Origin of the sequence: Nocardioides anomalus (genome assembly GCF_011046535.1) — a bacterium.
Classification (GTDB): Bacteria; Actinomycetota; Actinomycetes; order Propionibacteriales; family Nocardioidaceae; genus Nocardioides; species Nocardioides anomalus.
In genome coordinates, this window is sequence record NZ_CP049257.1 from 927,924 (window position 1) to 954,046 (window position 26,123).

At 73.7% G+C, this 26,123-nt stretch carries 27 protein-coding genes; 21 read left to right on the forward strand and 6 right to left on the reverse strand.

Annotated features, from left to right (window positions below):
• Positions 1 to 53: 53 nt before the first annotated feature.
• On the reverse strand, positions 54 to 959 hold the full coding sequence (locus G5V58_RS04845; RefSeq protein WP_165229235.1) for a hypothetical protein: 906 nt from the start codon (positions 957 to 959) through the stop codon (positions 54 to 56).
• Positions 956 to 1,480: a SigE family RNA polymerase sigma factor gene (locus G5V58_RS04850; protein WP_165229237.1), complete on the reverse strand. Its 525-nt coding sequence runs from the start codon at positions 1,478 to 1,480 to the stop codon at positions 956 to 958. The genes G5V58_RS04845 and G5V58_RS04850 overlap by 4 nt, the downstream gene beginning before the upstream one ends.
• A gap of 80 nt (positions 1,481 to 1,560) precedes the next feature.
• Here G5V58_RS04850 and G5V58_RS04855 point away from each other — a divergent pair, with 80 nt between their 5' ends.
• Together G5V58_RS04855 and G5V58_RS04860 are read left to right on the forward strand one after the other, a co-directional pair.
• Positions 1,561 to 1,971, forward strand: a complete 411-nt coding sequence (locus tag G5V58_RS04855; protein WP_165229239.1) for a hypothetical protein — start codon at positions 1,561 to 1,563, stop codon at positions 1,969 to 1,971.
• Between the two features lie 62 nt (positions 1,972 to 2,033).
• Complete coding sequence (locus G5V58_RS04860) at positions 2,034 to 2,882, forward strand: matrixin family metalloprotease (protein ID WP_165229241.1); 849 nt, start codon at positions 2,034 to 2,036, stop codon at positions 2,880 to 2,882.
• A 16-nt stretch (positions 2,883 to 2,898) separates the two neighbouring features.
• On the opposite strand, the gene valS is transcribed toward G5V58_RS04860, so the two are convergent.
• Complete coding sequence (gene valS / locus G5V58_RS04865) at positions 2,899 to 5,520, reverse strand: valine--tRNA ligase (protein WP_165229243.1); 2,622 nt, start codon at positions 5,518 to 5,520, stop codon at positions 2,899 to 2,901.
• Positions 5,521 to 5,638: 118 nt separating this feature from the next.
• On the opposite strand from valS, the gene G5V58_RS04870 reads away from it, so the two are divergent.
• The 8 genes from G5V58_RS04870 to G5V58_RS04905 are packed head-to-tail and all read left to right on the forward strand — an operon-like array spanning position 5,639 to position 13,786.
• Entirely contained in the window at positions 5,639 to 6,058 is a 420-nt protein-coding gene (locus G5V58_RS04870; protein ID WP_165229245.1) for a holo-ACP synthase, read from the forward strand.
• Entirely contained in the window at positions 6,055 to 6,330 is a 276-nt protein-coding gene (locus G5V58_RS04875; protein WP_165229247.1) for an acyl carrier protein, read from the forward strand. Before G5V58_RS04870 ends, G5V58_RS04875 begins: the two co-directional genes overlap by 4 nt.
• Complete coding sequence (locus G5V58_RS04880; protein WP_165229249.1) at positions 6,330 to 7,499, forward strand: acyl-CoA dehydrogenase family protein; 1,170 nt, start codon at positions 6,330 to 6,332, stop codon at positions 7,497 to 7,499. Before G5V58_RS04875 ends, G5V58_RS04880 begins: the two co-directional genes overlap by 1 nt.
• A gap of 1 nt (position 7,500) precedes the next feature.
• Complete coding sequence (locus G5V58_RS04885) at positions 7,501 to 8,415, forward strand: amino acid--[acyl-carrier-protein] ligase (protein WP_165229251.1); 915 nt, start codon at positions 7,501 to 7,503, stop codon at positions 8,413 to 8,415.
• Positions 8,416 to 8,453: 38 nt separating this feature from the next.
• Positions 8,454 to 10,115: an alpha/beta fold hydrolase gene (locus G5V58_RS04890; RefSeq protein ID WP_165229253.1), complete on the forward strand. Its 1,662-nt coding sequence runs from the start codon at positions 8,454 to 8,456 to the stop codon at positions 10,113 to 10,115.
• Between the two features lie 16 nt (positions 10,116 to 10,131).
• Entirely contained in the window at positions 10,132 to 11,079 is a 948-nt protein-coding gene (locus G5V58_RS04895; RefSeq protein WP_165229255.1) for a DUF1839 family protein, read from the forward strand.
• On the forward strand, positions 11,076 to 12,896 hold the full coding sequence (locus G5V58_RS04900) for a glycoside hydrolase family 2 protein (RefSeq protein WP_165229257.1): 1,821 nt from the start codon (positions 11,076 to 11,078) through the stop codon (positions 12,894 to 12,896). The genes G5V58_RS04895 and G5V58_RS04900 overlap by 4 nt, the downstream gene beginning before the upstream one ends.
• Positions 12,893 to 13,786, forward strand: coding sequence for a GNAT family N-acetyltransferase (locus G5V58_RS04905; RefSeq protein WP_165229259.1), 894 nt, complete (start codon positions 12,893 to 12,895; stop codon positions 13,784 to 13,786). The genes G5V58_RS04900 and G5V58_RS04905 overlap by 4 nt, the downstream gene beginning before the upstream one ends.
• Here the strand turns inward: G5V58_RS04905 and G5V58_RS04910 are convergent.
• Positions 13,764 to 14,855 carry an NAD(P)-dependent alcohol dehydrogenase gene (locus tag G5V58_RS04910; RefSeq protein WP_165229261.1) on the reverse strand — a complete coding sequence of 364 codons (1,092 nt, stop codon included), beginning with the start codon at positions 14,853 to 14,855 and terminating at the stop codon, positions 13,764 to 13,766. The two genes, G5V58_RS04905 and G5V58_RS04910, sit on opposite strands and share 23 nt — an antisense overlap.
• A 53-nt stretch (positions 14,856 to 14,908) precedes the next feature.
• Here G5V58_RS04910 and G5V58_RS04915 point away from each other — a divergent pair, with 53 nt between their 5' ends.
• The 11 genes from G5V58_RS04915 (at position 14,909) to G5V58_RS04965 (ending at position 24,757) form a co-directional block, all read left to right on the forward strand.
• Positions 14,909 to 16,282, forward strand: a complete 1,374-nt coding sequence (locus tag G5V58_RS04915; protein ID WP_165229263.1) for a bifunctional folylpolyglutamate synthase/dihydrofolate synthase — start codon at positions 14,909 to 14,911, stop codon at positions 16,280 to 16,282.
• Entirely contained in the window at positions 16,279 to 16,665 is a 387-nt protein-coding gene (locus G5V58_RS04920; RefSeq protein ID WP_230487096.1) for a DUF4233 domain-containing protein, read from the forward strand. Before G5V58_RS04915 ends, G5V58_RS04920 begins: the two co-directional genes overlap by 4 nt.
• The gene (locus G5V58_RS04925; protein WP_165229265.1) at positions 16,658 to 17,302 is read left to right on the forward strand and encodes a pyridoxamine 5'-phosphate oxidase family protein; all 645 of its coding nucleotides are present in this window, start codon (positions 16,658 to 16,660) and stop codon (positions 17,300 to 17,302) included. Before G5V58_RS04920 ends, G5V58_RS04925 begins: the two co-directional genes overlap by 8 nt.
• A 22-nt stretch (positions 17,303 to 17,324) precedes the next feature.
• Complete coding sequence (ndk, locus tag G5V58_RS04930) at positions 17,325 to 17,735, forward strand: nucleoside-diphosphate kinase (protein ID WP_165229267.1); 411 nt, start codon at positions 17,325 to 17,327, stop codon at positions 17,733 to 17,735.
• A 74-nt stretch (positions 17,736 to 17,809) separates the two neighbouring features.
• Positions 17,810 to 18,265, forward strand: coding sequence for a hypothetical protein (locus tag G5V58_RS04935; protein WP_165229269.1), 456 nt, complete (start codon positions 17,810 to 17,812; stop codon positions 18,263 to 18,265).
• Between the two features lie 265 nt (positions 18,266 to 18,530).
• Complete coding sequence (locus G5V58_RS04940; RefSeq protein ID WP_165229271.1) at positions 18,531 to 19,571, forward strand: rod shape-determining protein; 1,041 nt, start codon at positions 18,531 to 18,533, stop codon at positions 19,569 to 19,571.
• Position 19,572: 1 nt separating this feature from the next.
• Entirely contained in the window at positions 19,573 to 20,535 is a 963-nt protein-coding gene (gene mreC, locus G5V58_RS04945; RefSeq protein WP_230487097.1) for a rod shape-determining protein MreC, read from the forward strand.
• A 27-nt stretch (positions 20,536 to 20,562) separates the two neighbouring features.
• A complete protein-coding gene (gene mreD, locus G5V58_RS04950) occupies positions 20,563 to 21,057 on the forward strand; it encodes a rod shape-determining protein MreD (protein WP_230487098.1) in 495 nt (164 codons plus the stop codon).
• Positions 21,054 to 23,159 carry a penicillin-binding protein 2 gene (gene mrdA, locus G5V58_RS04955; RefSeq protein WP_165229273.1) on the forward strand — a complete coding sequence of 702 codons (2,106 nt, stop codon included), beginning with the start codon at positions 21,054 to 21,056 and terminating at the stop codon, positions 23,157 to 23,159. The genes mreD and mrdA overlap by 4 nt, the downstream gene beginning before the upstream one ends.
• Positions 23,159 to 24,322 carry a rod shape-determining protein RodA gene (gene rodA / locus G5V58_RS04960; protein WP_165229275.1) on the forward strand — a complete coding sequence of 388 codons (1,164 nt, stop codon included), beginning with the start codon at positions 23,159 to 23,161 and terminating at the stop codon, positions 24,320 to 24,322. The genes mrdA and rodA overlap by 1 nt, the downstream gene beginning before the upstream one ends.
• A 30-nt stretch (positions 24,323 to 24,352) precedes the next feature.
• Positions 24,353 to 24,757 (forward strand): nitroreductase family deazaflavin-dependent oxidoreductase, encoded by a 405-nt coding sequence (locus G5V58_RS04965; protein ID WP_165229277.1) that lies wholly within the window; start codon positions 24,353 to 24,355, stop codon positions 24,755 to 24,757.
• Here G5V58_RS04965 and G5V58_RS04970 read toward each other — a convergent pair.
• On the reverse strand, positions 24,726 to 25,628 hold the full coding sequence (locus G5V58_RS04970) for an LLM class flavin-dependent oxidoreductase (RefSeq protein WP_165229279.1): 903 nt from the start codon (positions 25,626 to 25,628) through the stop codon (positions 24,726 to 24,728). The genes G5V58_RS04965 and G5V58_RS04970 overlap by 32 nt on opposite strands.
• Positions 25,625 to 26,104, reverse strand: a complete 480-nt coding sequence (locus G5V58_RS04975) for a DUF4188 domain-containing protein (RefSeq protein ID WP_165229281.1) — start codon at positions 26,102 to 26,104, stop codon at positions 25,625 to 25,627. Before G5V58_RS04975 ends, G5V58_RS04970 begins: the two co-directional genes overlap by 4 nt.
• Positions 26,105 to 26,123: the final 19 nt, after the last annotated feature.

Sequence of the window (26,123 nt, forward strand, 5' to 3'; positions counted from 1 at the left end):
CGGTCAGCCGACCGTCTCCTCCCTGGTCACCGCCTCGCGCGGGCGGGGACCGCTCACGGCGTGGTGAACCACGCCTCGCTGCGGGCGAGGGCGAGCGAGGCGTCCAGGCTGAGCACCGGCTCGTCGGCGACGACGTCGCCGGCCTTCTCGCCCGGAGTGTTGTAGGAGTCGACGGTGATCACGTAGCCGTCGTCGGTGAAGAGCCGCACGTACAGCTCCTGGTGGCTCGCCGGTGCGTCGGCGCCCTGGCTCGGGTGGCTGACCGAGCGCCAACCTCCCGGGTCCTGGGTGCAGTCCAGGGGCGGGAAGGCCCGGTAGGCGCCCTGGCACGCCTCGCGCGCGGTGAGCGCGACGCGCTGCTCCAGGTCCCCGTCGAGGCTCGAGGCGAGCCCGTCGCCCGGAGAGGCGATCCCGACCGCGGCGTACCCGTCCCAGCGCTGGATGGTCACCGAGGCGCCACCGCCGGCGAAGCTGAAGGTGAGCGCGCGGCCGTTGCGGGTCGTGTCGGCCATGTGGGTGGGGTCGGAGGACCAGGTGTGGGCGACCTCGAGGTCCGCGACCCGGTCGGCGGGCAGCAGGTCGAGCAGCGCGGCGCGCAGGCTCGCGTCGTCGACCACCGAGCGGTCGGTCGCGATGACGGGGCCGCCGGGCACCTCGGTCGCCGAGCCCTCGGCGTAGTGCGTGGGGGTCGCGGTCGGCACGGGCACGGCCGGTGCGCTCGTGGCCACGGCGGGAGCCGGGTCCACGGCCGCGCGGGGCGCGGTGAGACCGGTGACCGCCACGGCGACGGCGACCACCGCGGCCGCGCTGCCGGCGGTGCCGGCGGCGACGAGGAGCCGCCGGCCGCGCCGTCGCCGGGCGCCGTCGGCCATCGCCTCGGAGAGGAGGCGGTCGGCGGCGGCGGGGCCCAGCTCGTCGGGGAGGCCGCGCAGCAGGCGGCCCAGCTCGGTGTCGGTCACGGGAGGATCCCTCCGGTCATCAGGTCGGACAGGGGCAGGTCGAGGCGCTCGCGGAGCCGGCGCAACGCGCGGAGCAGCCGGTTGCGCACCGCGCCGTTGGTGAGGTCGAGCAGCCGGGCGACGTCCTCGGTCGAGGCGTCGTCGAGGTAGCGCAGCACGACCACGGCCCGGTCGAGCGGCTCGAGCTCGTCCAGGGCCGCGAGCAGCGTCAGCCGCAGCACGTCGTCGGGCCCGGCGACCGCGCGCTCGGGCACGTGCTCGACCGGCCGCTCGTGGCTCGAGCGGCGGCGCTGCTGGCTGATCCAGGTGCGGGTCAGCGCGGTCTGGGCGTACGCCGCGGGGTTGGCGATCGCCGGTCCCCACCGCACGTAGACCTTGGCCAGGGTCTCCTGGACCAGGTCCTCGGCCCTGTGCGAGTCACCGCAGAGCAGCCAGGCCCGCCGGTACAGCTCCGGCATCCGCGCCCGCGCGAAGTCGGTGAACGCGCGGTCGCGCTCCGCGCCCCGGCTGCTGCTGGTCATGTCCCTCCCCGGCTCGTGGTCCACCCTCTCCGACGCACGCCACCCCTCGCGCGTCACACGGCGCTGCGCGAGGATGCGGCATGGCGTTGGTGACCGAAGTGCTCCTGGTGAGCGGCGTGGCCCTGGACCTGGTGGGGGCGGGCGTGCTGTCGCACGCCCACAACGCCGAGTCGATCGTCGAGCTGCGCGAGGAGATCGGCGAGGAGGGCTCGGCGGTGGGGGAGGACGACGCGATCTCCACCCACGCCCAGCTGCTGGCCGAGAAGCGGATCGGGTTCTTCCTGCTGACCGTGGGCCTGGTGGTCTACCTGTGCGGCCTGGTCCTCAAGAGCCCCGAGGAGCTCGTGCTGATGGGCCCGGTCGCCGCCGGCGTGGTCGGCGTCGCCCTCGCCGTCGCCGCGGTCTTCACCCGGACGGTCAAGGCCCGGATCCGCGACCAGGCGCGCCGGGCCCGCGCGCAGGGCGACCCCGACCAGCTGCCCGAGCAGTAGACCCCAGGGTCTGCACTGAACCGACCCGCGCCAGGGCCTCCTGACCGTACTCTCGTCCGGCCATGGACGAGCCGCAGACACCGGGGGACGGGGCGTCGAGCCCCGAGGCGGGGGTGAGCGCCCGCGCGTACGACCGCATCGTGCGCGACCTCGAGCAGCGCCAGCGCGTGGCGTCCGCGACGTTGCGGGTCGAGCCCGCGGTGGGCCGCCAGCGACGCCGACGGCCGGTGCCCGGGACCGGCCCGAGCCGGGCTGCGCGGGTGGTGCCCGTCGTGGTGGGCGTGGTGCTCCTCCTCGTGGTCTACGGACCGCGGGTGCTGCCCTCGATCGGAGGCGGGCCGGACTACGCGTTCATGGAAACCGAGCAGGGCCGGCCGGTCACCTACAGCTCGTGCAAGCAGGTGCAGGTCGCCGTCTACCCGGCCGGCGGTCCGCCCGACGCCGAGTCACTGGTGCGCGAGGCGGTGGCCCAGGTGCGCGCCGCGACGGGGCTCGACATCGTGGTGACCGGCTCCTTCGGCGGCTACGCGCCGAACTGGAACTTCAAGGCCGCGCCGGTGACCCCCACCGACCCGGTCGTGGTCTCCTGGCAGGACGCGACCGCCATCGAGCAGCTCACCGACGACGTCGCCGGCCTGGGTGGCAGCTACGCGATGACCGCCCCCGGCGGCACGCGCTACTGGGTGGCGGGCGCCATCGCCCTGTCCCGCGACTTCTACGCCTACCTGGCCGAGCGCGGCGACCACGCGGAGGCGCTGGCGGTGCTGCTGCACGAGTTCGGCCACGTCCTCGGCCTCGCGCACGTGCACTCCTCCGGCGAGCTCATGAACGAGGACAACGTCGGGCGCACCACGCTCGGCGACGGCGACCGCGAGGGCCTGCGCCTGCTCGGCCAGGGCCCCTGCGTCTAGCGGCCGGTGACGGCCGCTAGGACTGCTCCGCCACCGGCGCCAGCTCGGCGTCGACCCGCAGCTCGGCGAGCCCGTCGTCGACCACGAAGTCCAGGTCGCCGGAGACCCGACCGGTCGTGCGCAGGTCGTCGGCGGCCTGCTCGGCCGCCCGGACCTGGGCCTCCGGCCCGGTGATGGTCACCCGGGTGAGCTCGTGGCGCATCGAGACCTTGGCCTGCGACTTCGCGCCGCGCAGGCCGATGAGGGCGGCGGAGACGGCGGTGAGGGTCGAGGCGTCGGCGGCCGCGGCGGCGCCGAGGTCGGTCTGGCTCGGCCAGGTGGCGCGGTGGATCGAGCCCTCCTGCCACCACGACCAGACCTCCTCGGTCACGTAGGGCAGGAACGGCGCGAGCAGCCGGAGCTGGACCTGCAGCGCGATGGCGAGGGTGGCCCGGGCCGACTGGGTGCCGGGGGAGTCGGGGTCGCCGTATGCGCGCTCCTTGACCAGCTCGAGGTAGTCGTCGCAGAACTCCCAGAAGAAGCGCTCGGTGACCTCGAGGGCGGTGGTGTAGTCGTAGGCCTCGAACGCCTCGGTCGCGGTCGTGACCACGGTGGAGAGGCGGCCGAGCAGGGCGCAGTCGACCGGCGCGGAGACCTGGAAGGCGTTGAGCTGGGTGGCGCCGACGCCGTCGAGCACGAAGCGCGAGGCGTTGAGGACCTTCATGGCCAGCCGGCGGCCGACCTTCATCTGGGCCTCGTCGAAGGGCGAGTCCATGCCGGGCCGCACCAGCGCGGCGCGCCAGCGGACCGCGTCGGCGCCGTACTTGTCGAGGATCTCGGTGGGCACGACGACGTTGCCCTTGGACTTCGACATCTTCTTGCGGTCCGGGTCGAGGATCCAGCCCGAGAGCATGGCGTGCGACCACGGCGTCGCGTGGTTCTCATAGTGGGCGCGCACCACGCGGGAGAACAGCCAGGTCCGGATGATCTCGTGGGCCTGGGTGCACAGGTCCATCGGGAAGACCCGGTTGAAGAGGTCGTCGTCCTTGCTCCAGCCGCCGGCGATCTGCGGGGTGAGCGAGGACGTGGCCCAGGTGTCCATCACGTCCGGGTCGCCGAGGAAGCCGTGCGGCTTGCCGCGCTGGTCCTCGGTGTAGCCGCGCGGCGCGTCGGTCGAGGGGTCGACCGGGAGCTCGGCCTCGGAGGGCATGAGGGGGTGGGCGTAGTCGGGCTCGCCGTCGGCGTCGAGGGGGTACCAGACCGGGAACGGGATGCCGAAGAAGCGCTGCCGCGAGATCAGCCAGTCCCCGGTGAGGCCGGAGACCCAGTTGTCGTAGCGGGTCTTCATGTGCGCGGGCAGCCAGGTGATCTCGGTGCCGTGCTCGAGCATCTCGGCGCGCACGTCGGCGTCGCGGCCGCCGTTGCGGATGTACCACTGCCGGGTGGCCACGATCTCCAGCGGCTTGTCGCCGCGCTCGTAGAAGTTGGCCATGCGGGTGGTCGGCTTGGGCTCGCCGTCCAGGTCGCCGGACTCGCGCAGCATGGTGACCATCTCCTCGCGGGCGGAGAAGACGGTCTTGCCGGCCAGCCGCTCGTACGCCGCGACCGCGGCGTCGGTGGACATCCAGGCGGGCGTCTCGCGGGCCAGCCGGCCGTCGCGGCCGATGACGGTGCGGACCGGGAGGTCGAGCTCGCGCCACCACTGCACGTCGGTGAGGTCACCGAAGGTGCAGCACATGACGAGGCCGGACCCCTTGTCCATCTCCGCGGCCGGGTGCGCGACCACCGGGATCTCCACACCGAAGACCGGCGAGGTCGCCGTGGTGCCGAACAGCGCCTGGTAGCGCTCGTCGTCGGGGTGGGCGATGAGCGCCACGGCCGACGGGATGAGCTCGGGGCGCGTGGTCTCGACGTACAGCGGGGTGCCGTCGGGGGCGTGGTAGGAGACGCGGTGGTAGGCGCCGGGGTACTCGCGCGCCTCGATCTCGGCCTGCGCCACGGCCGTGCGGTCGGTGACGTCCCAGACCGTGGGCGCCTCGGCCAGGTAGGCCTCGCCGCGCGCGAAGTTGCGCAGGAACGCGCGCTGGCTGATCTCCCGGGCGTGCGGACCGGCGGTCGTGTAGGTCAGAGACCAGTCCACGGACAGCCCGAGCGTGCGCCACAGCGACTCGAAGACCTTCTCGTCCTCCTGCGCCAGCTGCTCGCAGAGCTCGACGAAGTTGGGCCGGCTGATCGGCACCTGGCGCTTGGGGTCGGGCTTCTCGGGCGGGGTGTAGTCCTGCTCGTAGGGCAGCGAGGGGTCGCAGCGCACACCGAAGTAGTTCTGCACCCGCCGCTCGGTCGGCAGCCCGTTGTCGTCCCAGCCCATGGGGTAGAACACGGCCTTGCCGCGCATCCGCTGGAAGCGGGCGATGAGGTCGGTGTGGGTGTAGGAGAACACGTGCCCCACGTGCAGCGACCCGCTCACCGTGGGCGGTGGGGTGTCGATGGAGTAGACGTCCTCGCGGGCCTGGGTCCGGTCGAACGCGTAGGTGCCGTCGGCCTTCCAGCGCTCGGCCCACGTCTGCTCGAGCCCCTCGAGGGCCGGCTTCTCGGGTACGACGACGGCGCGGGCGGCCGTCGACGTCTCCGGTGCCTGGTCCTGCTGGGTCTCGGTCATGGCCAAATCGTAGGTCTGAGCGCGGCTGCGCCGAAAACGGGATGCGCGCTGACCTGCAGGGTTAGCCTGATCAGTGGCGCAGTGTGGGGGCAACGACAAGTCGAGGGGGAGTGCAGCCATGCGGACACCGCACCAGGCGCCCCGGGCCCGGACGGGGTGTGACCTGCAGCGGATCGACGACGTGCGCGTCGCCGTCCGCGACTTCGGCGCGCGCTACCTCGACCGTGTCTACACCCCCGTCGAGCAGGAGGCCGGCCGCACCGGCGGCGCCCCCTCGCTGGCCGCCCGCTTCGCCGCCAAGGAGGCCGTGCTCAAGCTGATCGGCACCGCCGACGGCGTCGACCCCCGCTCGGTGGAGATCGCGCACGAGCACGGCCGGCCCGTGGTCCGCCTCAGCGGCCTCGCCGCCGACCTCGCCGCCGACGCCGGCCTCGGCCCCATCGACGTCAGCCTCAGCCACTCCGGAGACCACGCGCTCGCGGTCGCCGTCGCCCTCCAGACCGACCACGAGACAGAACCGAGGACCCACACCGCATGAGCCAGTCCGTCACCGACACCATCCGCGCGCTCCTGGCCGAGCACGCCCGGCTCGGCACCGACGTCGCCACGCTGTCGGACACCGACGACCTGTACGCCGCGGGCATGACCTCGCACGCGTCCGTCACCGTCATGCTGGCCTGCGAGGACGAGTGGGACATCGAGTTCCCCCAGCAGATGCTGAAGAAGAGCACCTTCGCCTCCATCGCGAACATCCGCGCCGCGCTGGCCGAGATGGGCGTCGACGGGGCCGAGTCCGCGGTGAGCGCCTGATGCCCACCTCGACCTCGACGATCTCGGTCGCCGACGCCACCGCGCTCGGCCACCGGATCGGCCGCGAGACGGCGGCGATCCACGCCGCCGACGTCGACCTCCAGGGCCGCTTCCCCAAGGAGACCGTCGACGCGTTCCGTGCCGAGGGCCTGCTCGGCGCGCTCGTCCCTACGGAGCTCGGCGGTCTCGGTCACGACCTGCGCGCGGCCGCGGCCGTGGTCCGCACGGTCGGCCGCTACTGCGCCTCCTCGGCCATGATCCTGGCGATGCACCACATCCAGGTGGCTTGCCTGGTCCGGCACGGCCGCTCGGAGGCGCTGCGCGACTACGCCCGGCGCGTGGCGAGCGAGCAGCTGCTGCTGGCCAGCGCCACCACCGAGATCGGCATCGGCGGCAACACCCGCAACTCCACCTGCTACGTCGAGCGCGACGGTGGCCAGTTCCAGGTCACCAAGCAGGCGCCGGTCATCTCCTACGGCCAGTACGCCGACGCGATCTTCACCACCGCGCGTCGCGACGCCGACGCCCCGCCCAGCGACCAGGTCCTGGCCGTCTGCGAGTCCGGTGCGGTGACCCTCGAGCCGCTGAGCGGCTGGGACACCATGGGCTTCCGCGGCACCTGCTCGCTGGGCTTCACGCTCACCGCGACCGGCGACGTCGCGCTGATCCTGGACGACCCGTTCGGCGACGTCTCGGCGCAGACGATGCTCCCCACCGCGCACCTGCTGTGGTCGAGCCTGTGGCTCGGGCTGGCCGAGGAGGCCTCCTGGCGCGCGCAGCGCTACGTGCAGAAGGCGGCCCGCAAGAGCCCCGGCACGGTGCCGCCCGGCGCGGCCCGGCTGGCGGCACTGATGGTCACCCGCCAGGAGTTCGCCGGCAACGTGGAGTCCCTCATGTCGCGCTACCTCGACGTCATGGACGACCCCGACGCCACCAGCGCGGTCGACTTCATGGTCGCCATCAACACCCTCAAGATCTCCGCCTCGACCGAGGTGGTCGACGTGGTGAACCAGGCGCTGCTCATCTGCGGCATCCAGGGCTACCGCGAGGACACCGAGTACTCCCTCGGCCGGATCCTGCGCGACGCCCACGGCGCCGCCGTGATGGTGAACAACGACCGGATCGCCGGCAACACCGCCCAGCTCGCGCTCGTGCAGCGGGAGTTCTGACGTGGGGGCGCCGTACGCCACCCCCGACGACCTGCGCGAGGCCCTGGTCGAGGGCGGCACGATCTTCCAGACCGCCGTCGACGGCGTCTACCACCGCTCCTGGGACTGGGAGCGGGTGCTGCGCGGGGTGGAGGGCCACGTCATGGCCCAGGCCGTGGTCGAGGGGGCGCCGCGCCGGTGGTTCCCGCCGATCATGCCGCGCGAGGAGTTCCTCAAGACCGACTACGTCCGCTCCTTCCCCGACCTGGTCGGCTCCATCGACGTCTTCACCGGCGGCGACAAGGAGCACCGCGCGCTGCTCGCCGTGCTGGAGGACGGCGGCGACTGGACCGCGCACCTCACCCCCGCCGAGGTGGTGCTGCCCTCGTCGGTCTGCCACCCGCTCTACGGCAACCTGCCCACCGACGTCCCGGCCGACGGCCTGGACGAGGAGTGCAGCGGCTGGTCCTTCCGGCACGAGCCGAGCCTGGACCCGGCGCGCATGCAGATCTTCCGCATCTACGAGTACGTCAAGGTCGGCACCCCCGAGCAATCGCTGGCCCACCGCGACGAGTGGCTCGAGCGCGGTCTGGCCGCGCTCCAGCAGCTCGGGCTGCCGGTGCGCTCGGAAGCGGCCAACGACCCGTTCTTCGGTCGGGTCGGCAAGATGCTGGCGGTCAACCAGCTCGACTCCCAGCTGAAGTACGAGATGGTCGTCGACCTCACCGACGTCAAGCCCACCGCGATCGGCTCCTCGAACTACCACGAGGACCACTTCGGCGAGACCTTCGGCCTGCACCTGGCCGACGGCTCCCCGGCCCACAGCGCCTGCATCGGCTTCGGGCTCGACCGCATCGCCCTCGCGCTGTTCGCCACCCACGGCACCGACGTGGACGCGTGGCCGGCCGAGGTGAAGGCGCACCTGGCGCTGGCGTGACGAACGGGGAGCAGAGGGGGGCCACCGAGCACACGCAGGTGTGGTTCGGTCCCGAGGAGCGTCCGCTCTTCGGGTGGGTCTCGCGCCCGGCGGACGGACTGGCCCGCGGCGGCGCCGTGCTGTGCCCGCCCATGGGCGAGGAGGGGCGGGCCGCGCACCGCACCTTCCGGCGCCTGGCCCAGGCCCTGGCCGAGGCCGGCATCGTGGCCCTGCGCTTCGACTACGACGGCACCGGCGACTCCGCCGGTCTCCAGGACGAGCCCGGCCGGGTCGCGGCCTGGCTGGACAGCGTGGAGGCCGCCCGCCAGCACCTGCTCGACCTCGGTGTGCCCTCGGTGGCCGCGGTCGGCATGCGGCTCGGCGCCACCCTGGCCGGCGCCCGCGCCGCCGAGGCGCCGTTCTCGGCGCTGGTCTGCTGGGACCCGTGCGTCTCGGGCCGGACCTGGCTGCGCGAGGGCGAGGCGCTCTACGGCTTCGGCGAGAACGCCACCCTCGAGCCGCCGGACGACGGGCTGCGGCACACCCCCGGCTTCCAGTACGACACCGAGACGGCCACGGCGCTGCGCTCGGTCGACCTCGGGAAGCTGCCGGCCGACCGCCGGCTCGCGGACCGGGTGCTGCTGCTGACCCGCGACGACCGGCCCAGCGTCCCCGCCCTGCTGGAGCGGCTCGGCCTCGAGACGCTGGAGACCGCAGCCGCCGGCGGCCAGGGCCAGCTGCTCGACGTACCCCCCGAGCTGAGCGTGGTGCCCCAGGACGCCCTGCGGCGCGTGGTCGCCTTCCTGGCCGAGCAGGTGGCCGGTCAGGAGGCCGTCCCGGTCAAGGCGCCCGACGCCGAGCGTGCCGTCGTCGTCGGCTCCGAGCCCGACGCGGCCGTCCCGGTCCGTGAGCGGCTGACCCGGCTCGGCCCCGACGGCATCGTGGGCCTGGCCGACGAGCCGCTCGAGCCGACCGGCCGCGAGCCGTGGGTGGTGCTGGTCAACGTGGCCGCCGAGCACCACATCGGCCCCGGCCGCCGGTGGGTCGAGTGGGCACGCCGCTGGGCCGCGCGCGGCTACCGCGTGGTGCGCATCGACCAGAGCGGCGTCGGCGACAGCCCGACGCTGCCCGGCCAGGCCGACGACCGGCCGTTCGCGCCGGAGTGGATCGACGACATGCGCCACGTCGTCTCCGCGCTGCGCACCGACGGCGTGCCGGTCGCGCTGGTCGGGCTGTGCTCGGGCTCCTACTCGGCCTTCGAGGTCGCGATGTGGGAGCACGTCGACGGCATCTTCGCGATGAACCCGCGGCTCACCCTCTACCCCGCGGCCAAGGGCACGCCGGTCTACACCGACCGCCGCCGGGCGGCGATGCTGCCCAACCGCCCCTTCGCCCGGCTGGCCGAGACCCACCGCATCCTGGCCGGTGGCCTGTGGCGGATCTACCGCGAGCTCGCCGTCTGGCACGCGCCGCTGCTGGTGCCGTGGCGGGTGCTGCGCCGGCGCACCCCGGTGGAGATCGTGGCCTGTCCCGACGACGCCCAGCACTTCACCGAGGTCTACGCGCTGCGCCCGCTGTTCTGGTGGATGCGCCGCCGGTTCGGCTTCCGCTTCGAGTCCCGCGAGGACTTCGACCACTCGCTGCTGACCCGGCGCGCGCAGCTCGTCGGCTACGAGCGCGCCACCGAGTTCCTGGACCGCACCCTGAGCAAGACCCCGTGAGCAAGAGGAGCGCCTCGTGATCAGCCTGTTCGACCTCGACCCGTCGTCGTACGCCGAGCACCCGATCCACAGTGACGAGCGGACCTACTCCGAGACCAACTGCTACGTCGACTGCCTGGTCGAGTTCGTGCAGTCGGCCGGCCTCGAGCCCGAGGCGATGATGGGCGGCGCGGTGGCCTCGGACTTCGAGCTCGACCAGTGGAGCTTCTTCAAGCCCACGCCGGGCGACCTGTTCCGTCTCTACGGCATCGACCTGCACGAGGTGCAGCCCTACCGCGGCTTCCCGACGCTCATCGCCACCCGCCTGGCCGCGGGTCAGACCGTGATGCCGGAGGTCGACTCCTTCTACCTGCCCGACGTGGCGGCCACGAGCTACCGCACCGACCACGTGAAGTCGACGATCATCGCCGAGTCCATCGACGAGGACGCGCGGGTCCTGCGCTACTTCCACAACACCGGCTACCACGAGCTGGCCGGCGAGGACTACGACCAGCTGTTCGCGACCTACTCCGGCGACGGGCACCTCCCGACGTACGTCGAGCTGATCCGGCCGCAGGCCGGGCCGGTCCCGACCGGTGACGCGCTGCGCGCGGTGGCCCGCGAGCTGCTCGCCGGCTACCTGGCCCGCCGTCCCGGCGACAACCCGTTCCTCCGGTTCTCGGCCCAGCTCGAGGCCGACCTGCCCGCGCTCATCGCCGGCTCGTCGGCCGACTACAACGCCTACGCCTTCCACAACCCGCGCATGGTCGGGGCCTCGATGGAGCTGCTGGCCGGGCACGTCCGCTGGCTGTTCGAGGAGGACGGCGAGAAGGCCGCGACCCACCTCGACGACGTGGTCGGCGGCTCCAAGATGCTGCTCTTCCGGCTGGCCCGCCAGCGGCAGTTCGACGCGGCCGGCGTCGTCGGCCCGATGGCCGAGGCCTACGACGCCGCCCTCACCGAGCTCGACGCGCTGGTCTCGTGAGCCGGGCGGTCCTGGCCTTCGAGCGGCTGACGCCCGAGCCCGGGCCGGACGCCGACGCCCAGCGGCACGAGTGGGTCGCACGCTGCACGGCCGCCGCGGGTGACGTGCTCGAGGTGGGCGGGATCGCCACGGTGTGGTCGCTGCTCGTCGACGGCGCCGAGGTCGCGAGCGGACGCTCGGCCTTCGAGCGGCACGAGGTCACGCTCGAGCCGGGGGAGCACGAGGTCCGGGTCGTCGTGCACCCGCTGGCCGACCTGCTCGCCGAGCTGCCGACCAGGCCCCGGCAGCGGTGGCGGACCATGCTGGTCGAGGAGTCCAGGCTGCGCTGGGTCCGCACCCAGCTGTTGGGCCGTGCGCCCGGCTTCTCGCCCGGTCCGCCCGTGGTCGGCCCCTACCAGCCGATCACGCTCGGTCCGCGCCGGCCGCGGCTGCGCGCCTGGCTCGAGGGCACGACCGGGGTCGTCGAGGTCGACGGCGCCCGCCACGAGGAGATCGCGGACGCCGCGCTCTGGTGGCCGCACACCCACGGCACCCCGACGCTGCACGACGTGCGGGTCGACGGCGAGGTCGTGGGCCGCGTCGGCTTCCGCACCGTGGAGAACCGCTCGCCGGACTCGCTCGAGCTCTGGGTCAACGGCGTGCGCGTCTTCGCCCGCGGCGCGGTGTGGACGCCGGGCTCGCCGGACGCGCTGGACGAGGCGGCGCGCCTCGGGCTGAACCTGGTCCGCGTGCCCGGCACCGGGGCCTACGAGTCCGACGCGTTCCACCAGCGCTGCGACGAGCTCGGGCTCCTGGTCTGGCAGGACCTGGCGTTCGCGACCTTCGACTACCCGCTGGCCGACGACGGCTTCGTGGCCACCGTGGAGGCCGAGGTCGCCGACCACGCCGCCCGGCTGGCCGCCCACCCGTCGACGGCGGTGGTCTGCGGGTCAGCCGAGCACGAGCAGCAGGCGGCGATGTTCGGCGTGAGCCCGTCCACCGGGTACGCCGCGGAGCTGGCCGCGCTGCTCCGCCCGGTCGTCGAGGCCTCCCCACTCGACGCGGTGTGGGTCGACTCGAGCCCGTCCGGCGGCGACCCGGTCACGCGGGTGGACACCGGCATCGCGCAGTACTTCGGGGTCGGCGCCTACCTCCGCGACCTGCCCGACGCCCGGCACAGCCGGGTCGGGTTCGCCGCCGAGTGCCTGGCCTTCAGCCACCTGCCCGACCCGGTCGTCGCCGGCGGCGTGCCCCGGGACAACGGCGCGGACTGGGACTTCGCCGACGTGCGCGAGCACTACCTGCGCGTGCGGTACGGCCCGGAGGCGACCGAGGCCGATGCCCAGCGGGTCACCGGCGAGGTGATGGCCGACGTGTTCGGCGAGTGGCGCCGTCCGGAGTCCGGCTGCGGCGGCGGGATCGTGCTGTGGTTGCGTGACCTCGAGCCCGGTGCGGGCTGGGGTCTGCTCGACCACACCGGACGGCCCAAGCCGGCCGCCCGGGTCCTGGCGCCGGTGCTCCAGCCGACCGCGGTCTGGCTGGTCGACGAGGGGCTCAACGGGCTCGACGTGCACGTGGCGAACGACGGGCCCGAGCCGGTCACCGGCACGCTCCGCGTCGCGCTGCTGCGCGAGGACGGCACCGACGGCGAGGCGGCCGAGGTGGAGGTCGAGGTGCCGGCCCACGGCCACCACGTCGCGGGCGTCGAGGCCCTGCTGGGGCGCTTCGCCGACGCCACCTACGCCTACCGCTTCGGGCCACCGCCGCACGCCGGCGTGCGGGCCACGTTCGGGTCCCTGCAGGCCGTCTGGAGGGTCCCACTAGCGTCGCTCCAGTGACGTTCACCCTCGAGTTCACCGAGGACCCGGCCGCGTTCCTGCGCCGGGCCGGCGGGCTGCTCGAGGCCGACCCGGTGCTGGGCACGGTCGTCGCCTCGGTGACCGCACGGGCCCTCGACGACCCCACCCCGCCGGCGTACCCGCGGTGGTGGCTGAGCGTCGGCGACGCCGCCGGCGAGGTGTGCGGCGTGGCCATGCGGGCCGCGCCGTTCCCGCCGCACCCGCTCTACGTCCTGCCGCTGCCCGAGGCCGCGGCCCGCGAGGTCGCGGCCGCGCTGGTGGCCCGCGGCGAGGACGTCACCGGCGTCAACGGCGTCCGCCCGGCCGCCGAGGTCCTGGCCACCGAGCTGGCCCGGCGCACCGGCCGGCGGGCACGGGTGCACGAGCACACCCGGCTGCACGTCCTGGAGCGGCTGGTCGAGCCGCGGGTCGCCCCGGACGGGCGACCCCGCGTGGCCGTGCCGGCCGACGGCGACGTCGCCCTGGCCTGGTTCAAGGCCTTCCACGCGGACGCGGCGGAGCAGGCCGGTCGGCTGGAGCCGCAGGCCGAGGTCTTCGACCGCGCCGACATCGACGCGCGCATCGCCGAGGGCCGGATCTGGCTGTGGGAGGACCGCCTCGGGGCGCCGGTGTCGCTGGTCGGCTTCAACGCCCCGTCCTACGGCGTGACCCGGGTCGGTCCGGTCTACACGCCGCGGTCCCACCGCGGCCGCGGCCTGGCCAGCGCGCTCACCGCGCACGTCTCGCGGCTGCTGCGCGACGCCGGCTCGCGGGTGTGCCTGTTCACCGACCAGGCCAACCCGACCTCGAACAAGATCTACGCCGCGATCGGCTACGTCCCGGTCGTGGACATGGTGAGCATGCAGATCACCACACGAGGACGGGCTTGACCACCGTCCCGGCGCCCACGTCGGCCACCGCGTCGTTGATCGCCTCGGCGGGGTAGGTCGCCACCAGGTCGTCCAGCGGGAACCGGCCCTCTGCGCGCATGGCGAGCAGCCGCGGCACCATCTCCTGCGGGTCCGCATCGCCCTCGATGGAGGCCTTGACCGTCTTGCCGGCCTGGAGCAGGTCGATCGCGTCGAGCGCGAACTCCTCCGCGCCCAGTCCCAGCGCCACCAGGGTCCCGCGGATCCCCAGCGACTGCTGGGCCTGCTTGATGACCGCAGGGATGGCCGTGGTGTCGATGCCGTACGCCGCCCCGCCGCCGGTCAGCTCCTTGACCCGCGCCACCACGTCTGCGGCCTCGGCCGGGTCGACCACCGTGGCGCCCAGCCGCTCGGCCACCGCGCGGCGACCGGCCAGCGGGTCGACGGCGACGACGCACTCCACGCCCTCGGCCCGCGCGGCGGCGACCGCGGCAAGCCCGACCGCCCCCGCGCCGTACACCACCAGGCACTCGTCGGGCCGGGGCCGCAGCACGGTGAGCACGGTGCCGGCGCCGGTCTGGAAGCCGCAGCCGTACGGCGCGAGGAGGGTCAGGTCGAGCGCCGGGTCGACCTTCACGCAGTTGTCGGCGTAGGCCAGCGCGTGCGCGGCCAGGCTGGACTGGCCGAAGAAGCTTCCGAACAGCGGCTCCCCGTCGCGGCTGATCGGCTGCGAGCCGTCCAGGCGCATGCCCATGTAGTTGAGCAGCAGGTGGCTGTCGCAGTAGCCGACGAGTCCGGCGCGGCACTTCGCGCAGTCGCGGCAGGAGCGGAAGCTCAGCACCACGTGGTCGCCGGCCTCGAGCCCCGCGACGTCCGCGCCGACCCGCTCGACCACGCCCGCGCCCTCGTGGCCGAAGACGTTCGGGAACATCTCCGGGGGCAGGAAGCTGCCCATGGTGAGGTCGGTGTGGCACAGCCCGGTGGCCACCATCCGCACCAGGACCTCGTCCGCGCGCGGCTCCTCGAGCTCGACGTCGCTCAGCGTGAACGGCTGGCCCTGGGCCTCGACGACGGCGGCGCGTGTCTGCACGCCGCCAACCTAGAACCTGTTCTAGTGGCTGTCACCCCTACTCTGGGACGACCATGACTGAGCAGCCGCAGGCCCGCCTGGCCGAGACCTACGCCGAGGTCGAGGACGCCCTGCTGTCCCGCTGGCCCGAGACCAAGCTCGAGCCGTCGCTGGACCGGATCGAGGCCTTCCTCGACCTGCTGGGCAACCCGCAGACGGCCTACCCGGTCATCCACCTGACGGGCACCAACGGCAAGACGTCGACGAGCAGGATGGTCGACACCCTCCTGCGCGGACTCGACCTGCGCACCGGGCGGTTCACCAGCCCGCACGTGGAGAAGATGAGCGAGCGGATCAGCGTCGACGGCGAGCCGCTGAGCGACGAGGAGTTCGTGGCCGCCTTCAACGACGTCGCGCCGTACACCCACCTGGTCGACGAGCAGGAGTCCCACCCGCTCAGCTTCTTCGAGACCGTGGTCGCGATGGCCTACGCGAAGTTCGCCGAGGCCCCGGTCGACGTCGCGGTCGTCGAGGTCGGGATGGGCGGCTCGTGGGACGCCACCAACGTGGCCGACGGCGTGGTGGCCGTGGTGCTGCCCATCGCGGTGGACCACGCGAAGTACCTCGGCGACTCGCCCGCGGTCATCGCGGTGGAGAAGGCCGGGATCATCAAGGCGGGCGCGGTCGCCGTGCTGGCCGAGCAGGAGCCGGACGTCTCCGCGGTGCTGGCCGACCGGATCGCCGAGGTCGGCGCCACCGCCGCGCGTGCGGGCACGGACTTCGGTGTGGTCAGCCGGCAGTCCGCCGTGGGTGGGCAGCTGGTCAGCCTGCAGGGGTTGCGGGGTCGCTACGACGAGCTGTTCCTCCCGCTGTACGGCGCGCACCAGGCCGAGAACGCCGCCGTCGCGCTGGCCGCGGTGGAGGCCTTCGTCGGCGGCAGCGCGCCCCTGGACGACGAGCTCGTGCGCGCGGCGTTCGCCCAGGTCACCTCGCCGGGCCGGCTCGAGATCGTGCGCACCGGGCCGACGATCCTGCTCGACGCGGCGCACAACCCGCACGGCGCCGAGGCCACGGCGGCCGCCCTGGAGGACTCCTTCACCCTCGACCCGCTCGTCGGCGTCATCGGCGTGATGGGGGACAAGGACGCCGAGGGCCTGCTGGCCGCCTTCGAGCCGCACCTGGCCCAGGTCGTCGTCACCCAGAACTCCACCGACCGCGCGCTGCCCGCCGCGGAGCTGGCCGTCGTCGCGCGCGAGGTCTTCGGCGAGGACCGTGTCGTGGTCGAGCCGCGGCTGGCCGACGCCCTCGACCGCGCCGTGGCCCTGGCCGAGGACGGCTCGGGCGGCGGCTCCATCGCCGCCGGTGGCGTGCTCGTGACCGGCTCCGTCGTGACCGTGGGCGAGGCCCGCGCGATGCTGCGGCCGAGCCGCCGGCGGGGCGAGCAGTGAGCACGCCCGAGCGCGAGCGGTCGCCGCGACGCGGGATGTGCGCGGCCACGCTGAGCCTGGAGGCCATCACCCTGGGCCTGACCACCCCGGTGCTCATCACCATCGCCGACGTCGACGCCCCGCTGGCCCTCACCATCGGCCTGGGCCTGGCCGTGCTGTGCCTGCTCACCGCGGGCGCGCTGCGCTCGGAGTGGGCCTACGGGCTCGGCTGGGCCATCCAGGTCGCCGCGATCTGCCTGGGCTTCGTGGTCGGGATGATGTTCTTCCTCGGCGCGGTCTTCGCCGGCCTGTGGGCCACGTCGTACCTCCTCGGCCGCAAGATCGAGCGCGAGCGGGCCGCGGCCTTCGCGGCCTACGACGCGCAGGAGCGGGCCGGTGACTGAACGGACCCGGCTCACCCGGCTCAAGGAGCGGGCGGTCGAGGACCGTGCGGCGCTGCTGGACTTCCTGGCCGGCCAGTACGTCGCGCACCTGGCCGTGGTGGCCGGCGACCACCCGGTGGCGCTGCCGGTGGCCTACGCACTGGACCGCGAGGGCGACCAGCTCTACGTGCACGGCTCGGTGGCCGCCGGCTGGCTGCGCGAGGCGCCGGGCGCCCAGGTCTGCGTGACGGTGACCAGCGTGGACGGGCTGGTGCTGGCCCGGTCCGGCTTCCACCACTCGATGAACTACCGCTCCGCCGTCGTCATCGGCGCGGCCCGCCTGGTCGAGGACGAGGACGAGCGGGCCCGCGCGCTGGACCTGGTCGTCGACCAGGTCGTGCCCGGCCGCGCCGCCACCCTGCGGCCGCCGACGCGCAAGGAGCTCGTCGCGACCGCGGTGCTCGCCGTACCGCTGGCCGAGGCGTCGCTCAAGCAGCGCACCGGCGGCGTCGGCGACGAGCCGGAGGACGTCGAGGCCGGCACCTGGGCCGGCGTCCTGCCGCTGCGGGTCGTCGCCGGCGAGGTCGAGACCGACCCGCTGACCGCGCGCCCGGTCCCGTCCGACGTCGCCGCCCGGGCCGCGGAGCTCGGCCGCTAGCGCCCTGTCTATCTTGGGGCACATGGCACGCACCCTGGTCCTGCTCAAGCCCGACGCCGTCCGCCGCGGCCTGGTGGGGGAGATCCTGTCCCGCTTCGAGGCCAAGGGGCTGACCATCGCCGCCATGGAGCAGCGCCACGTCGACGGCGCGCTGGCCGACCAGCACTACGCCGAGCACGTCGAGCGGGACTTCTACCCGCCCCTGCGCGCCTTCGTGACCAGCGGCCCGTTGGTCGCCCTGGTCCTCGAGGGCGACGAGGCCGTCGAGGTCGTGCGCGCGCTCAACGGCGCCACCGACGGCCGCAAGGCCGCGCCCGGCACCATCCGCGGCGACCTGTCGCTGTCCAACCGCGAGAACCTCGTGCACGGCTCGGACTCCGCCGAGTCCGCCGAGCGCGAGATCGCGATCTGGTTCCCGCAGCTCGCGCTCTAGACGCGTCGATCCAGCGCCAAGACCCCTGACTAGTCCAGGGGTTGGCCCGGCGTCAGGGCGGGCAGTCACCTGGGGTGACCCCACCCGACCTCGGGCCGCCGTGCCCGGAGGAGCTCGCCGCCGCCGCGCACCGCGCGGTCGCGCGGGCGTGGGCCTCGGTCGCCCCGGAGAGCGGCGCCGAGCCGGCCACCCGGCTGCGGTACGCCGACGACAGGGGCTCGGTCTGCGCCACCACCCAGCTGGTCGACGTGCGCCCGGACGGCTTCGCCCTCCTGCTCACGCTGCGCCACGAGCTCCGGCTGGCCGGCTGGGTCGTCGGTCGTCCGCCGGCGGACCCGCGGCAGACGGTGGCGTGGGGGCCCGAGGGACAGCTCTACGCGACCTTCTCCCCGATCACCACCAGCGTGCTCCTCGAGCTCACCTCCGAGGCCGTCCGCGTGGGCGTCGACCGGGCCCGCGACCTGGTCGGGCCGTTTGAGGGGCAGAGGTCCGGGCATGGGTTGACGCAGGGAGCTGCACCCGCCCGGTAGCCCGATCCCGGACCCGCTGCTCGCCGCGGTCCGGCGCCGCCACCCCGACGTGGACGTCGTGGTGCTGCCGCCGGAGCCACCCCAGGACGTCGCGGACCCGGTCAACACGGACACCCTGCGCTGACCCGCAGCTGACCACACGAGTCACATCCGTCACTCCCGCCTCGGCGTGCCTCCGGGGGTACGGCGCGCGGTCCACCTAGCCTCGAGGAGCCGGGCCGGCCGTCCAGCCGACCCTCTTCCCCGCGCGCAAGGACACATACGGATGGCGAACAACTTCGTCGGCCGGGACATGGCCGTTGACCTGGGCACCGCCAACACGCTGGTGTACGTCCGCGGCAAGGGCGTGCTCGTGGACGAGCCCAGCGTCGTGGCCGTGCACGCCAAGACCGGTGAGCTGGTCGCCGTGGGGCAGGAGGCCAAGCAGATGCTGGGCCGCACGCCCGAGGACATCGACGTGATCCGGCCGCTGCAGGACGGCGTGATCGCCGACTTCGAGGCGACCGAGCTGATGCTGCGCCACTTCATCGCGCTGGTGCACCGCCGCCGCTACCTGGCCAAGCCCCGGCTGGTCGTGTGCGTGCCGAGCGGCATCACCGCCGTCGAGCAGCGCGCGGTCAAGGAGGCCGGCTACCAGGCCGGCGCGCGCCGGGTCTACATCGTCGAGGAGCCGATGGCCGCGGCCATCGGCGCCGGGCTGCCCGTGCACCGCGCCACCGGGAACATGGTCGTCGACGTCGGCGGCGGCACCACCGAGGTCGCCGTCATCAGCCTCGGCGGCATCGTCACCTCGCTCAGCGTGCGCACCGCCGGCGACGAGCTGGACCGCGCCATCGCGACCTGGATGAAGAAGGAGCACGCGCTGCTCCTCGGCGAGGCCACCGCCGAGGAGGTCAAGGTGACCCTCGGCTCGGCGTTCCCCGGGCCGGCCGACACCACCGCCGAGATCCGCGGCCGAGACCTGGTCTCCGGGCTGCCCAAGTCGGTGGAGCTGACCAGCGCCGACGTGCGCGCCGCGCTCGAGGAGCCGCTGCACACCATCGTGGACGCCGTCCGCGTCACCCTCGACCAGACCCCGCCCGAGCTGGCCGGCGACATCATGGACCGCGGCATCGTGCTGACCGGCGGGGGAGCGCTGCTGCGCGGCCTGGACGAGCGGCTGCGCCACGAGACCGGCATGCCCGTGCACGTGGCCGAGGACCCGCTGCGCTCCGTCGCGCTCGGCGCCGGGCGGTGCGTGGAGGAGTTCGAGGCGCTCCAGCAGGTCCTGGTCACCGAGCGGCGCCGGCTGGCGCGGACGGCCTGACGTGGTCGACCTGCAGCAGCGCCCCCGCGCCCGTCCCGACGCCACGTCCGGCGAGCGCCTCAACCGTCGCGGCAGCCTCGAGCCCCGCGAGCCGGGCCGGCCGCGCCGCTCGCTCGTGGTGGCGCTGGTCCTGGCCTGCGCGACGCTGATGACGCTCGACCACGTGAACGACGGCGCCGCGGTCGACCCGCTGCGCCGGCTGGCCGGGGAGGTCTACGGTCCCGCCGAGTCGGGGATGGACACCGTGGTCGGGCCGGTCCTGGCGGTGCCGCACTGGCTGCGCAGCCACCGCGACCTGGCCGCCGAGGTCGACGCCCTGCAGTCCGACAACGACCGGCTGCGCTCACAGCTGGCCAGCAGCGACTACGACCGCAACCGCCTGCAGGAGTACGACGACCTGACGGCCACCGCCGAGTCGCTCGGCTACGCCCTGGTGCCGGCCCGCGTGGTCGCCATCGGCCCGGCCCAGTCCTTCTCGCGCACCGTGACCATCGACGCCGGCTCGCGGGCCGGGCTCGTGCCGGACCAGACCGTGGTCAACGGCGACGGCCTGGTCGGCCGGGTCCTGCGCACCACCGCGACCACCGCGACGGTGCTGCTGGTCGCCGACGCCGACTCCACCGTCGGCGGCCGGGTCGGCAAGAGCATGAAGGTCGGCTTCCTGCACGGCCGCGGCGACCTGGGCCAGGACGCCCGCCTCGACCTCGAGCTCGTCGACCAGTCCTACGTGCCCGCGCAGGGCGAGACCGTGGTGACCTGGGGCAGCCAGGACGGCGCGCCGTACGTCTCCGGCGTGCCGGTCGGCACCGTGGAGTCGGTCTACAGCAGCCTGCGCGAGACCACCCAGCGCGCGGTCATCACCCCCTTCGTGGACTTCTCCGCCCTCGACGTCGTCGGCGTCGTCGTGCCGTCCGGCACCGACTCCGACCGTGGCGTCATCGAGGTCGACGGGAGCGTCAGGTGACCCCCCCTGCTCACCCTCCCGCGCGCGGTGGCCGCCGTCCTCGCGGTCTCGCTGGCCCTGGTCCTGCAGGCCTCGCTCTTCGACCACCTCGCCGTGCAGGGTGTGGTCCCGGACCTGGTCCTGCTCGTCGTGGTGGCCGCCGGTCTGGCCCACGGCTCGGAGGTCGGGCTGGTCCTCGGCTTCGGCGCCGGGCTGCTCCTCGACCTGGCCCCGCCGGCCGACCACGTGGCCGGTCGCTGGGCCCTCGCGCTGCTGGTCGTCGGGTACGTCGCCGGCCGGCTCGCCGCCTCGGGCCGGCCCCGGCTCGCCCAGTGGTGGCCGTTGTCGGTGGCCGCGGCGTTCGTCGGCACGTCGGTCTTCGCGCTGACCGGGCTGCTGCTGCGCGACCCGGCCGTGGGTGTCGGCGAGCTGCTCCGCGTCGAGCTGGTCTCGCTGGCCTGGGACGCCGGGCTGGCCCTGGTCGTCGTACCCCTCACGCTCGCGCTGTTCGCCCGGGTCGAGCCGGACCGGGTCCTGGTGTGACGGAGCACCGGAGCCGGCTGCGCCTGGTCGTCATCCAGGCCCTGGTCTTCTCGCTGTTCGCGACCCTGCTCTGCCGGCTCTACTACCTCCAGGTCGTCAGCGGCGACGAGTACGCCCAGCAGGCCGCCTCCCAGTCGGTGCGCGAGGTCGTCGTCCAGCCCCAGCGCGGGCTGATCGTCGACGACATGGGCCGCCCCCTGGTCACCAACCGCACCTCGTGGGTGGTCTCGGTCGACCGCGGCACCCTGGCCAAGCTGCCCGACGACGAACAGCGCGCGCTGCTGCACCGGGTCCAGCGCGTGACCGCCGTGGCCGTGCCGCGCATCCACCGGCTGCTCACCGACTGCGGCACCGACAAGGCGGTCCAGGGCGACTGCTGGAACGGCTCGCCGTTCCAGCCGGTCCCGGTCGCCGTCGACGTCCCGCAGCCGATGGCGCTGCGCGTGCTCGAGCAGCCCGAGGACTTCCCCGGCGTCACCGCCGAGCAGCAGAGCCTGCGCGCCTACCCCCAGCCGTTCGGCATCAACGCCGCGCACCTGCTCGGCTACCTCTCGCCGATCACCGGGCCGGAGTACGACGCGGCCAAGGCGGGCGGCGACACCTCGGTCAACGGCGCGTCGGTCGTCGGCCGGGCCGGTGTCGAGCAGGAGTACGACGAGTGGCTGCGCGGGATGCCCGGCTACCAGCAGGTCGCGGTCGACTCGATGGGCCGCGTGCTCGGCGACGAGGACGAGGTCTCCGCCCAGCCCGGCGACACCCTGGTCACCTCCATCGACGCCAAGGTCCAGTCGGTGGTCGAGCAGCAGCTGGCCTCGACCATCCAGACCGCGCGGGCGACGTTCGACGACGTGAGCGGCAAGAACTACGTGGCCGACTCCGGCGCCGCGATCGTGATGGAGGCCAAGACCGGCCGGATCGTCGCGATGGCCAGCCAGCCGACGTACGACCCCTCGGTCTGGGTCGGCGGCATCAGCAAGAAGGAGCTCTCGGCGCTCTACTCGAAGGCCGCCGGCGAGCCGCTGCTCGGCCGCGCGACCCAGGGCCAGTTCGCGCCCGGGTCGACCTGGAAGCCGATCATGACCGTCGGTGCGCTCAACCACGGCTTCAGCGAGGACACCAAGCTGGACTGCTCCGGTGGCCTGCAGGTCGGCAACCGGTGGTTCAAGAACTACGAGTCCGCCTCCTACGGCTACATCGGCTTCGACCAGGCGCTGCAGCTCTCGTGCGACACGTTCTTCTACCGCGTCGGGCTGAAGTACTGGCAGCAGTACGGCTCGGACGAGACCGACGTCCAGGCCAAGGACCCGCTGGTCCAGGAGGCCAAGGACTTCGGCTTCGGCTCGCGCACCGGGATCGACATCCCGGGCGAGGCGCCCGGGCGGATCGCGGACCGGCAGTGGAAGGACGACTACTGGAAGTCGATGAAGTCCTACTACTGCGGCATGGACGAGAAGGGGAACGCCCCCTCGGCGTACATGAGGCTGTTCGCGCACGAGTTCTGCCTCGAGGGCAACCACTACCGCGCCGGCGACGCCGTGAACTTCTCCATCGGTCAGGGCGACACCATCGTCACGCCGCTCCAGCTCGCCCGCGCCTACTCGGCGATCTCCAACGGCGGCACGCTCTACGAGCCGCGGGTGGCCAAGGCCATCGTCTCGCCCGACGGGACCGTGCTGCGGCGCATCGCGCCCAAGGTCGCGGGCCACCTCGACGCGTCGGCGTCGTCGCTGGCCTACGTCGACACCGCGCTCCAGGGCACGCCCAAGGTCGGCACGCTGGCCTGGAAGTTCACCGACTTCCCCCTCGACCGCGTGCACATCCGCGGCAAGACCGGCTCGGCCGAGGTGCAGGGCAAGCAGTCGACGTCCTGGGTCGCGACGTACGACGAGAACTACGTCGTCATCATGATGGTCAGCCAGGGCGGCACCGGCTCCGGCACCTCCGGTCCCGCCGTGCGCGCGATCTGGGAGTCGCTGTACGGCGTGGACGGCATGGACGTGACGCCCGCGGACGCCGACATCCCCGGCACCACGCCGCCCGAGCGGCTGCCCCAGTTCATGGACGACGGCTCGATCCTGCCGCCGGCCCGAGAGGAGGACTGATGCCGTCCCTGCGCCGCCTCGACAAGGTGCTGCTCGGCGCCGTGCTCGCGCTGCTCGTGCTCTCCGTGCTGCTCGTGTGGTCGGCCACCTCCCACCGCGCAGACCTCACCGGCGGCGACGACACGGCGTACCTGCGCAAGCAGCTGGTCAACATCGTCATCGGCGGCGTCCTGCTCCTCGGCGTGGTCGCCCTCGACCACCGCTGGGTCCGCATCGCCGCGCCGCTGGTCTACCTGCTGTCGCTCGTCGGCCTGGTGCTCGTGCTGTTCGTCGGCTCGACGATCAACGGCTCGCGCTCGTGGCTGCACCTGGGCGGCATGTCCATCCAGCCCTCGGAGTTCGCCAAGCTCGCCGTGGTCATCGGCATGGCCCTGGTCCTGGCCGAGCGCACCTCCGCCGCCCGCTGGCGGGCCCGCGTCGGCTCGGTCGACGTGCTGCTCATGCTCGTGATCGCCGGGCTCCCCGCCGCCCTCATCCTGCTGCAGCCCGACCTCGGCACCATGCTCGTGCTCGCCGCCACCGTCTTCGGCGTGCTCGCCGTCTCCGGTGCCCGTCGACGCTGGCTGGTCCTCGTGCTCGGCTCGGCCGTCTCCGTCGCCGCCGTCGCGCTGTCCTCCGGCGTGCTCAAGGCCTACCAGGTCGACCGCTTCCTGGCCTTCGTCAACCCCGACCTCGACCCCCGCGGCGCCGGCTACAACGTCGAGCAGTCCCGCATCGCCATCGGCAACGGCGGCCTGCTCGGCCAGGGCCTCTTCCACGGCTCCCAGACCCGCTCCGGCTTCGTCCCCGAGCAGCAGACCGACTTCGTCTTCACCGTCGCCGGCGAGGAGCTCGGCCTCCTCGGCGCCGGTCTGCTGATCGCGCTCCTCGGCCTGGTCATCTGGCGCGCGCTGGTCATCGCCCGCCGCGCCGACGACACCTTCGGCCGCGTCGCCGCCGCCGGCATCGCCTGCTGGTTCGGCTTCCAGGCCTTCCAGAACATCGGCATGTGCCTGGGCATCATGCCGGTGACCGGGGTGCCGCTGCCGTTCGTGTCGTACGGCGGCTCGAGCCTGTTCGCGGGGATGCTGGCCGTCGGGCTCCTGCAGAACATCCACGCCCGCAGCCAGGCGCCGTCGTACGTCGCGCCGCTGGCCGAGCGCAGGGTGCTCGTCGGCCGCTGACGTCGGGGCCGGTCTGGGTACGTTCCAGTCGTGAGCGACTGGAACGACAAGATCATCGCCGAGTTCCGGGCCAACGGCGGGGAGGTGGGGGGCCAGTTCGAGGGGGCGCCGCTGCTCCTGCTGCACAGCACCGGTGCCAGGAGCGGCGAGGAGCGGGTGCACCCGATGATGTACCAGGCCGTCGGGTCGGCGTACGCCGTGTTCGCGTCCAAGGCGGGGGCGGACACCAACCCGGCGTGGTACCACAACCTGCTGGCGCACCCGGAGGCCACGATCGAGGTCGGGACCGAGACGGTGGCGGTGACGGCGCGGGAGCTGGGGCCCGAGGAGCGCGAGCCGGTCTGGGAGACGCAGAAGGAGCGCTACCCGGGCTTCGCGGACTACGAGCGCAAGACCGACCGCGTCATCCCCGTGGTGCTGCTCGAGCCGCGCTGACCACCCGGCCGACGGCGTCGATCGAGTCGGCGGTGATGGGGTCGAGGACCAGCTGGAGGTGGCTGGCCCCGGCCTCCGCCATGGCCTGCAGGTGCTCGGCCAGCGAGTCGAGGGTGACGGTGGCGACGGGCGCGTCGTAGGACTCGCCCATGACCCGGCCCTGGCCGCCCGGGAGCGTGACGAGGACGCAGGCGGTGGCCTCGACCGTGCGGCCGGCGGGCGCGGCGGCGTCCACCTCCGCCTTGATCGACGCGAAGCGCGCGGCGGAGTTGTCGTAGACCGACCACCACACGTTCCAGGCGTCGACGAGCGGGAGCCCGATCGCGAGCATGCGGGGGCTGTTCGAGCCGAGGACGAGCGGGACGTCGCGGGCCGGCCGAGGGTCGAGGACGCAGTCGTCGACGGCGTAGAACTGCCCGGCGTACGACGTGCGCCCGTCGCGCAGCAGCGCGTGGACGATCGTCAGCGCCTCGGCGAAGCGGGAGACGCGGCGGTCGTAGGGGAAGCCGAAGGCGTCGAACTCGCGACGGTTCCAGCCGGCGCCGAGGGCCAGGACGAGCCGGCCGTCGCTGATGGCGTCGACGGTGGCGGCCTGCTTGGCCAGCATGGCCGGGGCGTGGAAGGCGGTGGAGGCCACGAGCGGGCCGAGCTCGACGCGGGAGGTGACGGCGGCGATCGCGGCCAGCGTGGTCCAGGCCTCCCACGGGCCGCGCGTCGCGCCGTGCGGGAGGTCGTAGAGCAGGTGGTCGCCCACCCAGACCGAGTCGAAGCCGGCGTCCTCGGCGCGGCGGGCCAGGTCCAGGTAGTCGGCCATCGGCACGTACCGCTCGACCTCGGGCAGCTGCACGCCGATCCGGCACGCGAGCGTCACGAGGAGCGCCGCCGCAGCCGACCGCGGGCGGAGGAGTCGGTGCCGATCGGCACGACCTCGGAGGCGCGGGCCAGCCCGTGCGGCGGCATGTTGCCGTAGACCGCCTCGTACTCCCCGGCGCGGACCAGGAACGTCTCGTGCCAGATGCCGGAGCGCGGGTCGTTGCCGACGCGCTTCCAGTAGTCGCGCCAGACCTGGAGGTGCGGGTCGGACTCGTCGCGGGCGAACCGCTCGAGGTGCTCGAAGGAGCGCCAGTACTGCACGCTCATGGTCAGCCCGTACGACTCGTAGCCGAGCGGCCCCTTCTCGGGGTGCTCGGTCAGGTAGCGCAGCATCGCGGGCATACCGCGTCGGCCGCCGAGGTCGCGCAGCGACCGGATCGGGTTGCGCGGGTCGAGCCGCGCCCCGATGAGGAAGACGACGAAGTCGCCCTCGATCCGGGCGCCGCGGCGCCCCTGGAGGACCTTCTCAGCCATGGGACGACTCTGGCCCCGG

Excerpts from the sequence above, each read along its gene's own strand:
- G5V58_RS04850 (WP_165229237.1), bottom strand. The coding sequence starts at position 1,480 with ATGACCAGCAGCAGCCGGGGCGCGGAGCGCGACCGCGCGTTCACCGAC.
- G5V58_RS04855 (WP_165229239.1), top strand. The coding sequence starts at position 1,561 with ATGGCGTTGGTGACCGAAGTGCTCCTGGTGAGCGGCGTGGCCCTGGAC.
- G5V58_RS04860 (WP_165229241.1), top strand. The coding sequence starts at position 2,034 with ATGGACGAGCCGCAGACACCGGGGGACGGGGCGTCGAGCCCCGAGGCG.
- valS (WP_165229243.1), bottom strand. The coding sequence starts at position 5,520 with ATGACCGAGACCCAGCAGGACCAGGCACCGGAGACGTCGACGGCCGCC.
- G5V58_RS04870 (WP_165229245.1), top strand. The coding sequence starts at position 5,639 with ATGCGGACACCGCACCAGGCGCCCCGGGCCCGGACGGGGTGTGACCTG.
- G5V58_RS04875 (WP_165229247.1), top strand. The coding sequence starts at position 6,055 with ATGAGCCAGTCCGTCACCGACACCATCCGCGCGCTCCTGGCCGAGCAC.
- G5V58_RS04880 (WP_165229249.1), top strand. The coding sequence starts at position 6,330 with ATGCCCACCTCGACCTCGACGATCTCGGTCGCCGACGCCACCGCGCTC.
- G5V58_RS04915 (WP_165229263.1), top strand. The coding sequence starts at position 14,909 with ATGACTGAGCAGCCGCAGGCCCGCCTGGCCGAGACCTACGCCGAGGTC.
- ndk (WP_165229267.1), top strand. The coding sequence starts at position 17,325 with ATGGCACGCACCCTGGTCCTGCTCAAGCCCGACGCCGTCCGCCGCGGC.
- G5V58_RS04940 (WP_165229271.1), top strand. The coding sequence starts at position 18,531 with ATGGCGAACAACTTCGTCGGCCGGGACATGGCCGTTGACCTGGGCACC.
- rodA (WP_165229275.1), top strand. The coding sequence starts at position 23,159 with ATGCCGTCCCTGCGCCGCCTCGACAAGGTGCTGCTCGGCGCCGTGCTC.
- G5V58_RS04975 (WP_165229281.1), bottom strand. The coding sequence starts at position 26,104 with ATGGCTGAGAAGGTCCTCCAGGGGCGCCGCGGCGCCCGGATCGAGGGC.